Genomic DNA, 13,820 nt, shown 5'->3' on the forward strand with positions numbered 1-13,820 from the left:
CTCACGCAAGCTCCCGGTGGTCGGGCGAAAAATTCGCCGAAAGGCGCGGATTCTCCTATTCCGCCGGCGAGCCTTCGCTGCGATGGACCAGCAGCTGGCGCTCCAGCTCCTTGGCGGTGCGGTTGGCCGGGGCGGTGAAGCGGGCCAGGGCCCGGTACAGCACCGGCACCAGGTAGAGCGACAGCAGGGTCGAGACCATGACGCCGCCGAAGATGACGACGCCGATCGCCTGGCGCGATTCGGCGCCGGCCCCGGTCGCGATCGCCAGCGGCAGGGCGCCCAGCGCGGTGGCGATCGAGGTCATCAGGATCGGCCGCAGCCGGGTGGCGGCGGCCTCGCGCACAGCCTCCAGCACCTCCAGCCCCTCGTCGCGCAGCTGGTTGGCGAACTCGACGATCAGGATCGCGTTCTTCGCCGTCAGCCCGATCAGCATGACCATGCCGATCTGGGTGTAGATGTTCACGGTCATGCCGAGCAGCGCCACCGAGCCGAGCGCGCCGAAGATCGCCAGCGGCACGGTCAGCAGGATGGTGACCGGGTGGACGAAGCTCTCGAACTGCGCCGCCAGCACCAGGAAGACGATCAGGAGCGCGGTGCCGAAGGTGATGTAGAGCGAGGCGCTGCTTTCCAGGAACTCGCGGGTATCGCCGTCCCAGGACAGGCGGGCCTCGGTCGGCAGCACCTCGGCGACGGCGGCGCGGATCTCGGTCACCGCGTCGCCCAGCGTGGCGCCGTCGGCCAGGCTGGCGGTGAAGGTGATGGCGCGGACCCGGTCGAAGCGGCCCAGGCTGGCCGGGCCGGCGACGTCCTGCAGCTTCACCAGGCTGGTCAGCGGCACCAGCGTGCCGCCGGACGCCCGGACGAAGATGTTGGACAGGTCGCGCGGCGTCTGCCGGTCCTCGGCCCTCGCCTGCAGCACCACGTCGTATTCCTCGCCGTCATCCTCGTAACGGGTGACGGCGACCGATCCGAACATGGTCTCCAGCGTCTCGCCGATGGCGCGGACCGAGATGCCGAGATCGGCGGCGCGGTTGCGGTCAATGGCGACGCGCAGCTCCGGCTTGGTCTCGTCGTAATCGGCCTGCAGGTTGCGCAGCACGTGGGAGTTGCGCAGCCGGTCCTCCAGCCGGTCGCGCCACTCGGCCAGCTGCTCGTAGGTGTTGCCGCCGATGACGAAGCGGACCGGGGCGCCGGAGCCGCGGGAGAGGCCGCTCGGGTTGATGGCGACGGCACGGATGCCGGGAATGTCGGCCAGCTTGGCCGCCAGCTCGCGCACCACCTGCTGCTGCGACCGGCTGCGCTCGTCCCAGGCCTTCATCTGGCCGATGACGGTGACCCGGTTCACCCCGGTCGGGCCCCAGGCCGGCGCCAGGATGGCCAGCAGGCGGGTGACGTCCTGCGCCTCGACATAGGGGGTCAGCGCGGCCTCGATCCGGGCCAGCTGGGCGCCGGTGTACTCCATGCTCGAGCCTTCCGGGCCGGTGGCGCTGACCACCACCCGGCCGCGGTCCTCGGTCGGCACGAACTCCTGCGGCAGATTCTGCAGCAGGGCCACGGCGCCGAGGCTGAGCGCGACGGCGATGGCGCCGACCAGCAGCGGGGCGGCAAGGGCGAAGCCCAGCGTCGCCTTGTAGCCGCGGTTCAGCAGGTCGAAGCCGTGCTCCGTCACCTTGTGCAGCCAGGTCTCCTCGTTGGCCGGGCGCAGCAGCCGGCTGCACATCGCCGGCGTCAGGGTCAGGGCGATCAGCGCCGAGAACAGCACCGAGGACGCGACGGTGATGCCGAATTCGCTGAACAGCCGCCCGACATTGCCCTGCAGGAAGGAGATCGGGACGAACACCGCGGTCAGCACCGCGGTGGTGGCGACCACGGCGAAGCCGATCTGGCGCGAGCCGAGATAGGCCGCGACCAGCGGCGGCTCGCCATGCTCGATCCGGCGGCTGATGTTCTCCAGCACGATGATGGCGTCGTCGACCACCAGGCCGATCGCCAGCACCATCGCCAGCAGGGTCAGCACGTTGATCGAATAGCCCAGCGCCGCCAGGACGATGAAGGAGGCGGTGATCGAGACCGGCACGGCGACCGCCGGGATCAGCGTGGCGCGGATGCTGCGCAGGAACACGAAGACGATGCCGACCACCAGCGCCAGCGCGATCGCCAGCGCCAGGAACACCTCCTCGATCGACTTGTCGATGAAGACGCTGTCGTCGGAGGAGATCTCGATCCGCACGTCCGGCGGCAGCGACTGGCGCAGCGCGTCCAGCGCGTGGCGCACGCCCTCGGCCACGTCCAGCGTGTTGGCGGTCGACTGCTTGACCACGCCGATGCCGACCGCGGGCTTGCCGTCGGCGCGAAAGCCGCTGCGGTCGTCGCGGGCGCCGACCTCGACCCTGGCCACGTCGCCCAGCCGCACCAGGGTGTCGCCGTCGCGGCGCAGCACGATGCGGGCGAACTCCTCCGGCGTCGACAGCCGGGTGTTGGTGCGCACCGTCAGCTCGCGGTCGTTCGACTCGACCCGGCCCGACGGCAGCTCGACATTCTGGGCCTCGAGCGCGTCGCTGACGTCCTGCGCCGTGACCAGCCGCGCCGCCATGGCGTTGCGGTCCAGCCAGACCCGCATCGACGGCTGGCGCTCGCCGCCGATCGTCACCTGGGCGACGCCGTCCACGGCCGAGAGCGGATCGACGACATAGCGCTTGGCCATGTCGCTGAGCTCGATCGCGGAGCGGCCGTCGCTGGTCAGGGTGGCATAGATGATCGGGCTGGCGTCGGCGTCGACCTTGCGGATGATCGGGGTGTCGGCATTGTCCGGCAGTCGGGCGGTCACCCGGCCGACCGAATCGCGCACGTCGTTGGTGGCGCTCTCGACATCGCGCTCGATGTCGAATTCCAACCGGACGCTGGACCGCCCCTCCTGGCTGGTCGAGCGCATGGTGCGGATGCCGGCGACGCCGGCCACGCCCTCCTCGATCACCTGGGTGATCTGGCTCTCGATCACCTGCGCAGAGGCGCCTTCATAGGTGGTGGTGATCGACACCACCGGCGGGTCGATGTTGGGGTATTCGCGGACGGTCAGGCGCTGGAAGGCGAAGACGCCCAGCACCACCAGCAGCAGGCTGACGACGATCGCGAAGACCGGGCGCTTGATGGCGGTGTCGGAGAGGACCATGTCACGCCCCCGCCGGCGCCGTGCCGGCCGGCTGCACCTGGACCGGCACGCCGTCGCGCAGCCGCTGCATGCCCTCGATCACCACCGACTCCCCGGCGGCCAGGCCGGACCGTATCTGCACCTGGCCGCGCAGCCGGGTGCCCAGCGTCACCTCGCGCCGCACCGCCTTGCCGTCGACGACCAGATAGACGAACTGGCGGGCGCCCTGCGGCACCAGCGCCTGTTCCGGCACCAAGAGGGCGGACGGGTCGGTCGACAGCTGCACCCGTACGGTCATGAACATGCCGGGGCGCAGCAGCCCGTCGCGGTTGTCGATCTCGGCCACCGTGGTGACCGACCGGGTCGCCGGGTCGACGCGGGTGTCGACCGAGATGACGGTGGCGGTGAAGGCGCGGTCGGGATAGGCGTCGCTGTGGACCTCGAGGGTCAGGCCCGGGGTCAGGCGCGACAGCAGCATCTCCGGCAGGTTGAAGTCGACCTTGACCCGGCTGAGATCGTCCAGCGTGACGATCGCGGTGCCGGGCGACACCAGGGCGCCCTGGCTGACCTTGCGGATGCCCAGCGTGCCGGCGAAGGGGGCGGTGATCACCCGCTCCGCCAGCCGGGCCTTCTGCGCCGCCACCGCCGCGGTCTTGACCTCAAGGTCGGCGCGCAGCGTGTCGACCTGGGCCTGCGGGATGTTGCGCGCCTTCGACAGGGCCTCGGCCCGGTCGAGCGACAGGCGGGCATTGCGCAGCTCGGCCTCGGCCGAGGCGACGGTCGCCTCCAGCTCGGCGCTGTCCAGCCGGATGATCGGGGCGCCGGCGGCGACGGCCTGGCCGTCCTCGAACTCGATCCGGTCGACGATGCCGGTGGTCTTGGCGGTGATGGTGACCGCCTCGCGCGCCCGCGTGGTGCCGACGGCGTCCATCGCCTCGGTCACCGTGCCGATATGCACCGGCGCCAGCGTCACCGGGGCTGTGATCGGACCGCCGCGTGGCGCCACCGCGCCGTCGGCCTGCCACGGCGCATAACGCCACACGCCCGCCGCCGCGGCGGTGAGCAGGCCGATGGCCACAAGTTGTTTCCACGCACGCATGCGTCCGCAAAGCCCCCTTCCGTCGCCGCGCCGGTCCAGCGCGCGTACTCTACTACCAACGGCCGGTTTCTTCTTGGTTGATGCGGCCTGTGTCTTTCACGGCACAGGGGGGAGATTCCGTCGCAGCAATATCGCGATCGGGAACAGCACACGGAATCCGGTGTTTATGGCAGCGATATGACGAATCCACGCTGCGTCCAGCAGCGGCACTGGAAGGGACCCGATGGACGGCCCGACGCGCCGGCCGCGGGGACAAGCGGAATGGGATTGCTCTACAGCGAAGCGGAGGATGCGGTCGACCTGCACGGCCGCCGCATCCTGATCGTCGAGGACGAGCAGATCGTGGCGCTCGACCTGGAGCTGACCCTGCGGACCTGGGGCGGCACCGTGGTCGGCCCGGCGACGACGGTCTCGCGCGCGGTCGAGATGGCGCGCAGCCAGCCGATCGACGGCGCCATGGTCGACCTCAACCTCGCCGGCGCCGCGGCCTTCCCGGCGGTCGACATCCTGCTGCAGCGCGGCGTGCCGGTGATCCTGGCCACCAGCTATCCGCGGGAAAGCCTGCCCCCGGCCTACCGCAACCTGCCGATCCTGCCGAAGCCATACGACCCGCGCCGCTTCTCCGGGCTGGTGCAGTCGATCTTCAGCGTCCGTCCCGGCGACGCCAGCATCCACTGACGGCCCGGCGTCAGGCCGCCCAGGGCTGCGTCTCCGTCCGCACGGCTTCATCCGTCGCCTTCGCCGCGGCGATCGACAGCGCCAGATACTGGTCCTGCGCCGCCTCGGCGAAGCCGTAGATCTCCTCCCCGGTCTCGACATAGCGGGCCATGCCGGCCAGGCAGGCGCCGACCGCGATCTCATCGTCGTTCAGCCGGGTCCCGGCGAAGGGGTTGCGGTAGACCCACTCCGCCCCGGCCTGGATGCCGACGAGGTGATGGCCCTGGATGTCGGCGTATTGCCCGGCGTCCTGGCGCAGCAGGCGCAGCGTCACCGGCGTGCGGTGGTCCTGCAGATACCGCAGCTCGTCGTCCTTGATCTCGCCGCGCTCGCCCCGCACCAGCACCCGCGGCGACCGGATCCAGTGGTGGTACTGGTCGCCGGTGAAGTCGAACACCGCCGAGCGGTCACCGAAATCGAGCGTGGCGATGGTCTGCTCGGATCGGGCGATGCGGTGCTCGTCCGGCGGGCCCGAACGGGTCGGGCCGGCGACGATCGGGCTGGTGAAGGCCTGGGCCCGGATGGCCGCGTTCTCGAAGCCGAGGCCGAGATGTTTCCGGATCAGGCTGGTGCCGTGATAGCCGTGCGCCACCGCGACATGGGCGTGGCTCGGCGTGCCGATCCGGCCGGCGGCGATCAGCGCGAGCCGGGCCGCATGGGTCGGCTGCAGGAAGTACTGCTCCGCCACCTGGATGCGGGCGCCGCCGCGGACCAGCTCGTTGAGCCGCAGCAGCCCGTCCAGATCGGGCGCCGGCGGCGTCTCGGTCAGGACCGGCTGGCCGGCGGCCGCCAGCTCGGCGATCACCCCAGGTGCGGCCGGCTGCGACACGGACACCACGGTGAAGCGCGGCCGGGTCAGGCGCAGCAGCGCCTCGGTCGTGCGGAAGGTCGGCAGCCCCCATTGCGCCTCGACGGCGGCGCCGCGGACCGGGTCGCGCACCACCACGCCGTCGATGCGGAAGCGATCCGGCAGCGCCCGGGCGACGCGCAGGAAGAACTCGGTGCGCCAGCCGGGGCCGACGATGGCGAAGTTGCAGAGGCTCACGGTCGGTCCTTCCGGCAGGCGCGGGGTCGGAAACCGATCTCACCCCAGAACGGCAAAGGGTGTAAACCGGCGCGAGACGCGACAGGAGAGGGCGATGGCGAAGCGGCCGCGGGCGGATCTGGTGCTGGTCGAGCGCGGCCTGGCGGAAAGCCGGGCGCGGGCCCAGGCGCTGATCCTGGCCGGGCTGGTCTATGAGGGCACGCGCCGGGTCGAGAAGCCGGGCGACGGCATCGCCCAGCCCGAGGCGCTGTCGGTGCGCGGCCGCGATCATCCCTGGGTCAGCCGCGGCGGGCTGAAGCTGGTCAAGGGCCTCGACCATTTCGGCATCGACCCGGCCGGGCTGGTGGGGCTCGACGTCGGCGCCTCGACCGGCGGCTTCACCGACGTGCTGCTGAACCGGCGTGTGGCGAAGGTCTACGCCGTCGATGTCGGGCACGGCCAGCTGGCCTGGTCGCTGCGCCAGGATCCGCGCGTGGTGGTGCTGGAGCGGACCAACGCCCGGCACCTGGACCGGGGGCTGATCCCGGACCCGGTCGGCATCGTCGTCTGCGACGCCAGCTTCATCGGGCTGGAGACGGTGCTGCCTGCGGCGCTGGCCCTGGCCGCGCCGGGTGCCTGGCTGGTGGCGCTGATCAAGCCGCAATTCGAGGTCGGGCCCGACCGGGTGGGGAAGGGCGGCGTGGTCCGCGACCCCGAACTGCATCGCGAGGTCTGCGACCGCATTTCCGCCTGGCTCGCCGCCCGCCCGGGGTGGCAGGTGCTGGGCGTCACCGAAAGCCCGATCACCGGCCCCGAAGGCAATGTCGAGTTCCTGATCGGAGCACGGTTCGAGGGGTGATGATCACCGCTGTAGGTTGGGTTCGCGACGCGAACCCAACATCGTGCCGCCGGAACCAGTGTTGGGTTGGCCATAGCGAACCCAACCTACGAAGCTATCGTCCCAGCAGCAGCGGCTGCATCGCCGCGACCGGGCCGTCCGCGGCAGCGGCGAGGGCGCCGAAGCGTTCGGCGACTGGCCCCAGCCCAGCCTCCTCCAGCAGCGCCGCGCCGCCGAACGGGCTGCCCGAGATCAGCCGGCGCAGCGTGTCCAGCGCCGAGCGCGGACGCGGCAGGCGCACCACCGCCACTTTGGCGTCCGGGCTCAGGCCGATCGCCTGGCGGGCGATGACCATCGCGGCGTCCAGCCCGCCCAGCCGGTCGACCAGCCCGTTCTTGACCGCTTCGCTGCCCAGCCAGACCCGACCCTGGGCGACGGCGTCGACCGCCTTCGGGTCCATGCCGCGGCCCGTGGCCACCAGCTGCAGGAAGGCGTCGTAGCCGGCATCGATGCCGGCTTCGAACCGGCCCTTCTCGCTGGCATCGAGCGGTTCGTTTAGGGTCCAGATCCCGGCGTTGCGGCCGCGCTGCACGGTGCCCCAGCTGACGCCGACCTTCTTCCACAGCGCCTGCAGCACCGGCTTGCCGGCGAAGATGCCGATCGACCCGGTCAGGGTCGAGGGCTCGGCCACGATCGCCTTGGCCTGGGCAGCGATCCAGTAGCCGCCGGAGGCCGCGGCCTCGCCCATCGACACCACGATCGGCTTGCCGGCGTCGCGCGCCCGCCCGACCGCCCGGCCGACCAGAGCCGAGGCGACGACCGATCCGCCGGGGCTGTCGATGCGCAGCACGATCGCCTTGATCTTCTCGTCCTCGACCGCGTCGTCGATGGTCTCGGCCAGCTCGCGGCCGACGATCTCGCGATCCAGCCGGCTGTCCGACGCCTCGTCGACGATCGGGCCGGTGGCGTAGATCACCGCGATCCGCGGCTGGTCTCCCTTCACCTCCGTCTCGGTCGCGGCGAGATAGTCGCCGGTCCCGACCTCGGCCAGCTTGCGGCCGGCCCGGGCGTCGACCAGCCCGTCGACCTCGTCCCAATAGGCCAGCTTGTCGACCAGCCTGGCCTCGACCGCCTCCCTGGCGGTGTAGGGGCCGCCGTCGATCAGCCGCTTGACCTGGTCCGGCGGCAGGGCGCGGCCCTGGGCGATGCCGGCGACCAGCTGGTCGTACAGCCCCTGGGCCATGGCCTCGTTCATCGCCCGGCTGGCCGGGGTGAAGTCGCGCTCGGTGAAGGTCTCAGGCGCCGATTTGTACTGGCCGCGCTTGCTGACCTCGGGCTGGATGCCGACGGTGTCCAGCAGATCGCGCACGAACGGCACCTCGACCGAGATGCCGGTCAGGCCGACGCCGCCCTGCGGCATCATCAGGGTCTGGTCGAAGCCGGCGGCGAGATAGACCGCGACATTGCCGGGGCCGGCGCTGCCGAAGTCGTCGGCATGGGCCACCGTCAGCTTGCCGGCCCGCCGCGCCCGGTCGACGGCGTCGCGCAGCTCCTGCGCCGAGGCCAGCGGCACCGCGTCGGGCGCCAGCCGGGCGACGATGGCGCCGACCCGCGGATCGGCGGCGGCGCGGTCGATCGCGTCGATGGTCTGGTGCAGGGTCAGCGGGCTGCGGGTCAGGCTGAAGCCGCCCGGCACCTGGTCCGGCGCGCCCTTGCGCAGGTCGAGCACCAAAGCGAGGTCGCCCTTCGGCAGCGAGGGCGTCCGTGTCGCCAGGTACCAGGCCGATCCGCCGACCACGGCAAGCAGCAGCAGGAACAGCACGCCGAAGATGATGAGGATGGCGCGGATGAAACGGCCCATGATGCGTCCTGCCCGGGAATCAGCGGTTCATCGCGTGATAGTCGCGGTTCGGCATCATGTCGACGCCCGTGGCGACGCGGTTCGACATGTTGAAGAATCCGGCCACGTCGCAGATGTCGAAGATGTCCTCGTCGGAGAAGCCGTGCCCGCGCAGCGCCGCGCGCTCGGCGTCGCCGACCCGGTGCGGCTCGGTGGTCAGGAGCCAGGCGAAGTCCAGCATGGCGCGGTGGCGCGGCGGCAGCCGGGCGACGCGGTAATTGAAGGCCAGCATCTCGCCCAGCTCCGGGTCCTCCGCCAGGCGCCGCACCGCCTGGCCGTGCGCGACCAGGCAGTAGTAGCAGCGGTTGGCCGAGGAGACGGTGACGGCGATCATCTCCCGCTCCAGCTTCGACAGGCCGCTGTCGCCCAGCATCAGCTCGTTGTAGGTCGCGATGAAGTTGCGCAGTTTCTTCGGCCGCAGGCTGTAGGCGCGGATCACGTTCGGCACCAGCCCCAGCTTTTCCATGCATTTGGCGTAATAGGCCTTGAGGTCCTCGTCGAGCGCCGCCTCGTCCGGGATCGGGAAGGCCATGACGTGATCGGGCTGCGGCACGATGGGAATCCTCTCTGGTCGCGGGCGCAGCCTAGCAGGCGGCAGAGGCCGGGTCGAACCCGGCTCGCACTGAGTAAGGTGACGTCGGCGTCAGTCCAAGCGATCGACGCGCGACTGTCGCATCTGGAAAAACGGACGGAACTCGGCGGCCAGCTTCATCATGAAGGATTTGCTGAATCTGCCGCGTGGTTCCTGTCCGAGGTCGAGGAAGTAGGATGATTCCGCGATGTCGAAATTGTATTCGTCGATGCTGATCCACGCCGATTTCCAAGTCTTCAGCCCGGCGCGGCGGCATTCGATCTCGGTCAATTCCAAGGCGTGGCGGCTGGGCTGCGGAGGCGTGCCGGAGATCGCCAGCAAGGCGAGCCAAGTCTTGCCGGACTCAGGCTGGCGGAGCGCGATCACGACGCAAACTGGACGATTCTTCCGCCCCTCGGTCTCGCCTTGTTGATGCTGCCAGCGCCAGAGGTAGGGATAGTCGATGATGACGCCGGACTTCAGGTCGTCAATCTTCATCGTCATATCCTTCACCGCGGGCGAGCTTGTCGAGCTCCACGGCGAACCGGGCCGAGATATCGTCCGGCGTTTCCCCAACGCCATACGCCCGGCGAGGATCGTCTGCGGTGCGCAGCCGATCATAGTGCTCCACGGACATCAGCACGAATTTGGGCTTGCGATGATGGGTGATGATGACGGGTGCCTTGCGGGCCGCGTCGGTGATCTCTCCCACCTGCTTGTTCAGATCCGAGGTCGTGAAGCTGCGCATGACGAGACTCCAGCTGCTGCCCCCAAGATATCAATATTTTATGGAATATCCATATTTTGATTCCCCAGAAAGACCCGATTGCCACAAGACCGTCCCTGCTTCGAGGGGCTAGCCTCCGCGCTTGTAGATGCGATGGTCGAGGCGCTCGTCCTCCAGCCCGGCCGGCTCCTGGTGCAGGATCACCTCGGCATCGGGGAAAGCGTCGGACAGCGCCGCCTCCAGCCGGTCGCAGACGGTGTGGGCCTGCCACAGGGTCAGGCCGCCATCCATCTCGACATGCAGCTCGATGAAGCGGGTGCCGCCGGCGCTGCGGGTGCGCAGGTCGTGCAGGCCCGCCACCTCGGGATCGGCCCGGACGATGGCGGCGATCCGGTCCCGGTCCTCGCGCGGCAGCTCGCGGTCCATCAGATGGTCGACGGCGCGGCGGGCGATGCGGGCGGCGCTGACCAACAGCCACAGCGCCACGCCGATCGCGGTGGCGGGGTCGAGCCATTGCCAGCCAGGCCGCTGGCCGATCACCAGCACCGCCAGCACCACCACGCTGGTGGCGGTGTCGCCGACATAGTTCAGCCGGTCGGCGGCGATCGCGGTCGAGTCGGTGCGGCGGGCGACGCCGCGCTGGAACACGACCAGCAGGACCGTCGCCACCAGCGAGATCGACATCACGGCGATGCCCAGCGGCACCTCGGCCACCGGCTCCGGGGTGATGAATCGGCCGGCCGATTCGAAGATCAGCAGCAGGGCCGAGCCGCCGACGAAGGCGGCCTGGGCGATGGCGCCCAGCGGCTCGGCCTTGCCGTGGCCGAAGCGGTGCGACCGGTCCGGCGGCCGCAGCGCGTGGCGCACGCTGATCAGCAGGATGCCGGACGCGGCAACGTCGACCATGCTGTCCAGCAACGAGGACAGGATCGCGGCCGATCCGGTCACCAGCCAGGCGGCCAGCTTCAGGACGGCCAGGGTCGAGGCCACCGAGACGCTGACCGACGTCGCCAGCCGCAGCAGCCGGTCGCGCCGGGCCTGCTCGCCGCCGTTCGGAACGGCGTCGGTCACGGATACAGCCGGTGGTGGCGCCAGCCGCTCAGGCCCGTCTCGTACACCACCCGGTCATGCAGGCGGTACGGCCGCTCCTGCCAGAACTCGATCCGCCACGGCACCAGGCGGAAGCCGGACCAGTGCGGCGGCCGCGGCACCGGCCCGTCCGTCTCCTCCGGCCCGAAGCGGCGGGTCGCCTCGTCGACCGCCTGCTCCAGCGTCGCCCGGTCGGCCAGCGGCCGCGACTGGGCCGAGGCCCAGGCGCCGATCCGGCTGCCGCGGGCCCGGCTGGCGTAATAGGCGTCGGCCTCGGCCGGCTCGACCGGCGTCACCGGCCCCTCGACCCGCACCTGCCGGCGCAGGCTCTTCCAGTAGAAGCACAGCGCCGCCCGCGGGTTGCGCGCCAGCTCCTTGCCCTTGCGGCTCTCCAGATTGGTGAAGAAGACGAAGCCGCGCGCCGCCGCCTGCGCATCGTCGACGCCCTTCAGCAGCACCATCCGGACCGACGGCGCGCCGTCGGCCGACGCGGTCGCCAGCGCCATGGCGTTGGGATCGTTGATCTCATGCGCCGAAGCCAGGGCGAACCACGTTTCGAACAGCGCGAACGGGTCCGCCGGCGGAACGAAATCAAGGTTGGCGGGTTCGGTTGCGGCACTGCCGGAATTCGGGGTGGTGGAGGGGGGCGTCGTCATGGCGCACGGCCTTCATTCGGTCGAATTTCGGCTACATTAGGGATCGACGCCGTGAAGTCCATGGCGGCCAGGACAGGTCCGATGCCCGCTGCGGGCATCGCAGGAGGATCGGAGAGAATGAGGAAGTTCACCATCGCCGCCGTGCTCGTGGGCGCGGTCGCCCTGGCCGGGTGCCAGGACTACGGCCCGAAGCAGGGCGCCGGCACCCTGATCGGCGCCGCCGGCGGCGGCCTGCTGGGCTCGCAGTTCGGCAGCGGCACCGGCAAGCTGGCCGCGACGGCCGCCGGCGTGCTGATCGGCGGCTGGCTCGGCAATTCCGTCGGCTCCTCGCTCGACCGGTCGGACCAGCTGTATGCCGAGCGCACCTACAACCAGGCCTTCGAGAGCGCGCCGACCGGCACCTCCAGCTCCTGGCGCAACCCGGATTCGGGCAACTACGGCACGGTCACCCCGACCCGCACCTACCGCGACCAGCAATACGGGCGCGACTGCCGCGAATTCACCCAGACCATCTATGTCGAAGGCCGGGCCCAGACCGGCCGGGGCACCGCCTGCCGCGAAGGCGACGGCACCTGGCGGGTCGTCAACGGCTAAGACGCACCGTCCGCACGACCGACGAAGGCCCGCCGCTCATGGCGGGCCTTCCGCATTCGGGGCCACCCGATGCAGCGATATCGGCGGGTTCTCCGCTCTGCCGCCGAGGCGATCGGCCTGGGGCTCGTCGACCAGCACCGCCGCCAGCGGCACGTCCAGGCTGTCCTGATGCGCCTCCTCGGCGGTGTGGACGCGGTCCGCCAGCGCCTGCAGCCAGGCGCCCTCCAGCCCGGGCACCTCGCCGATCTTGCCGCGCATGCCGATGCCGAGGCCGCGCATCAGGTCGGCCAGCGTCGTCATCCGGAGGTCGCGCGAGATCAGCCAGGTATCGGAGGCGGAGCGTTCGACGAAGCGGGCGTGGCGCAACTGCTCCAGCATGCCGTCGAGGGCGGAGATGCCGACCGGCACGCGGTCGAGCAGGGTCGGGCGGTGCAGGCCGACACCGAGGCGGCTGGCCGCCGCCAGCTCGCGCAGGATGGCGACGGCGATGGTCAGGCGCGGCCCGGGCAGGAGGCTGTCGATCTCGCCGCCGAGGAGGCGACCGGATCGCCAGTCCGGCAGCGCCGCGGCGATCACCGCGCCGATCAGCACGATCGACCAGGCGAGATAGAGCCACAGCAGGAAGATCGGGATCGTGGCCAGGGCGCCGTAGATCGTCTCATAGGCCGGGAAGGCGCGCAGGTACCAGGCGAACAGGCGCTTGGAGATGTCGAACAGCACCGCCGCGATCAGCCCGCCTATGACGGCGTCGGTCCAGCGCACCGAGCGGTTCGGGATCAACTGGTACAAGAGCGTGAAGCCGATGAACTGCAGCACCAGCGGCACGAAGCCGATGAAAGGCGCCCACAGCTGCTGGGCGACGCCGCCGGTGTGGCTGCCGAAGAAGGTGATGGTGAAGGAGAAGCTGGCGACCACCAGGATCGGGGTCAGGGTCAGGATCGCCCAGAAGGTGACGATCCGCACCACCCAGGCGCGCTGTTCCTTCACCCGCCAGATGCCGTTGAAGGCGTCCTCGATGGTGGCCAACAGCAGGACCGAGCTGACCACCAGGCCGACGATCGAGAAGGCGGTCAGCCGGCCGGTGTTCTGGCTGAACCCTTCGAGGTAGTTCAGCACCGTGTGCCCGACCTCGGGCACCAGCATCTCGACCAGCCAGGCCTGGGCCGCGCCCTTGATCACGCCGAAGGCGGGGAAGGCGGACAGGATCGAGAAGGCGATGGTCGCCATCGGCACCAGCGCCAGCAGCGAGGAATAGGTCAGGGCCGAGGCCGCCTGCGCCCCGCGGTCGTTCCAGAAGCGCAGCACGGCGTAGCGGCCGAAGGTGTAGATCGCCTTCGCCCAGCTGCGGATCTTGTGGCTAGCGCTCCGCTCTTGCCGATCACCCGGTCCCGATGCCATTCATCAGCCCACATTTGACCCGATAGGGCGTTCGTGTACGATCCCCGCACCTTCACGAG

The 13,820-nt window shown here is 70.4% G+C and carries 13 protein-coding genes; 3 read left to right on the forward strand and 10 right to left on the reverse strand.

The window, feature by feature from the left end; all coding sequences use genetic code 11:
• Positions 1-55 precede the first annotated feature (55 nt).
• Together ACFW16_RS14265 and ACFW16_RS14270 are read right to left on the reverse strand one after the other, a co-directional pair.
• Entirely contained in the window at positions 56-3,169 is a 3,114-nt protein-coding gene (locus ACFW16_RS14265) for an efflux RND transporter permease subunit (protein ID WP_380305974.1), read from the reverse strand.
• Position 3,170: 1 nt separating this feature from the next.
• Positions 3,171-4,226 carry an efflux RND transporter periplasmic adaptor subunit gene (locus ACFW16_RS14270; RefSeq protein WP_380305976.1) on the reverse strand — a complete coding sequence of 352 codons (1,056 nt, stop codon included), beginning with the start codon at positions 4,224-4,226 and terminating at the stop codon, positions 3,171-3,173.
• Between the two features lie 282 nt (positions 4,227-4,508).
• On the opposite strand from ACFW16_RS14270, the gene ACFW16_RS14275 reads away from it, so the two are divergent.
• Positions 4,509-4,925: a response regulator gene (locus ACFW16_RS14275; protein WP_380305978.1), complete on the forward strand. Its 417-nt coding sequence runs from the start codon at positions 4,509-4,511 to the stop codon at positions 4,923-4,925.
• Positions 4,926-4,935: 10 nt separating this feature from the next.
• On the opposite strand, the gene ACFW16_RS14280 is transcribed toward ACFW16_RS14275, so the two are convergent.
• Positions 4,936-6,009 (reverse strand): Gfo/Idh/MocA family protein, encoded by a 1,074-nt coding sequence (locus tag ACFW16_RS14280; RefSeq protein ID WP_380305980.1) that lies wholly within the window; start codon positions 6,007-6,009, stop codon positions 4,936-4,938.
• Positions 6,010-6,103: 94 nt separating this feature from the next.
• Between ACFW16_RS14280 and ACFW16_RS14285 the strand changes: the two genes are divergently transcribed.
• Positions 6,104-6,847 carry a TlyA family RNA methyltransferase gene (locus ACFW16_RS14285; protein WP_380305982.1) on the forward strand — a complete coding sequence of 248 codons (744 nt, stop codon included), beginning with the start codon at positions 6,104-6,106 and terminating at the stop codon, positions 6,845-6,847.
• Between the two features lie 94 nt (positions 6,848-6,941).
• Here ACFW16_RS14285 and sppA read toward each other — a convergent pair whose 3' ends face one another.
• The 6 genes from sppA to pdxH form a co-directional block, all read right to left on the reverse strand.
• Positions 6,942-8,687, reverse strand: coding sequence for a signal peptide peptidase SppA (gene sppA / locus ACFW16_RS14290; protein WP_380305984.1), 1,746 nt, complete (start codon positions 8,685-8,687; stop codon positions 6,942-6,944).
• Positions 8,688-8,706: 19 nt separating this feature from the next.
• The gene (locus tag ACFW16_RS14295) at positions 8,707-9,279 is read right to left on the reverse strand and encodes a peroxidase-related enzyme (RefSeq protein ID WP_380305986.1); all 573 of its coding nucleotides are present in this window, start codon (positions 9,277-9,279) and stop codon (positions 8,707-8,709) included.
• Positions 9,280-9,369: 90 nt separating this feature from the next.
• Positions 9,370-9,795, reverse strand: coding sequence for a hypothetical protein (locus ACFW16_RS14300; RefSeq protein WP_380305988.1), 426 nt, complete (start codon positions 9,793-9,795; stop codon positions 9,370-9,372).
• Positions 9,785-10,045, reverse strand: a complete 261-nt coding sequence (locus tag ACFW16_RS14305) for a type II toxin-antitoxin system Phd/YefM family antitoxin (protein WP_380305990.1) — start codon at positions 10,043-10,045, stop codon at positions 9,785-9,787. Before ACFW16_RS14305 ends, ACFW16_RS14300 begins: the two co-directional genes overlap by 11 nt.
• A 108-nt stretch (positions 10,046-10,153) precedes the next feature.
• A complete protein-coding gene (locus ACFW16_RS14310; RefSeq protein WP_380305991.1) occupies positions 10,154-11,095 on the reverse strand; it encodes a cation diffusion facilitator family transporter in 942 nt (313 codons plus the stop codon).
• On the reverse strand, positions 11,092-11,769 hold the full coding sequence (pdxH, locus tag ACFW16_RS14315; RefSeq protein WP_380305993.1) for a pyridoxamine 5'-phosphate oxidase: 678 nt from the start codon (positions 11,767-11,769) through the stop codon (positions 11,092-11,094). Before pdxH ends, ACFW16_RS14310 begins: the two co-directional genes overlap by 4 nt.
• Before the next feature lie 117 nt (positions 11,770-11,886).
• Here pdxH and ACFW16_RS14320 point away from each other — a divergent pair, with 117 nt between their 5' ends.
• Positions 11,887-12,363: an RT0821/Lpp0805 family surface protein gene (locus ACFW16_RS14320; RefSeq protein WP_380305995.1), complete on the forward strand. Its 477-nt coding sequence runs from the start codon at positions 11,887-11,889 to the stop codon at positions 12,361-12,363.
• A gap of 36 nt (positions 12,364-12,399) precedes the next feature.
• Here ACFW16_RS14320 and ACFW16_RS14325 read toward each other — a convergent pair whose 3' ends face one another.
• On the reverse strand, positions 12,400-13,761 hold the full coding sequence (locus tag ACFW16_RS14325) for a YihY family inner membrane protein (protein ID WP_380305997.1): 1,362 nt from the start codon (positions 13,759-13,761) through the stop codon (positions 12,400-12,402).
• Positions 13,762-13,820: the final 59 nt, after the last annotated feature.

The sequence above is a fragment of the Inquilinus sp. NPDC058860 genome, assembly GCF_042743185.1.
Lineage (GTDB): Bacteria > Pseudomonadota > Alphaproteobacteria > DSM-16000 > Inquilinaceae > Inquilinus.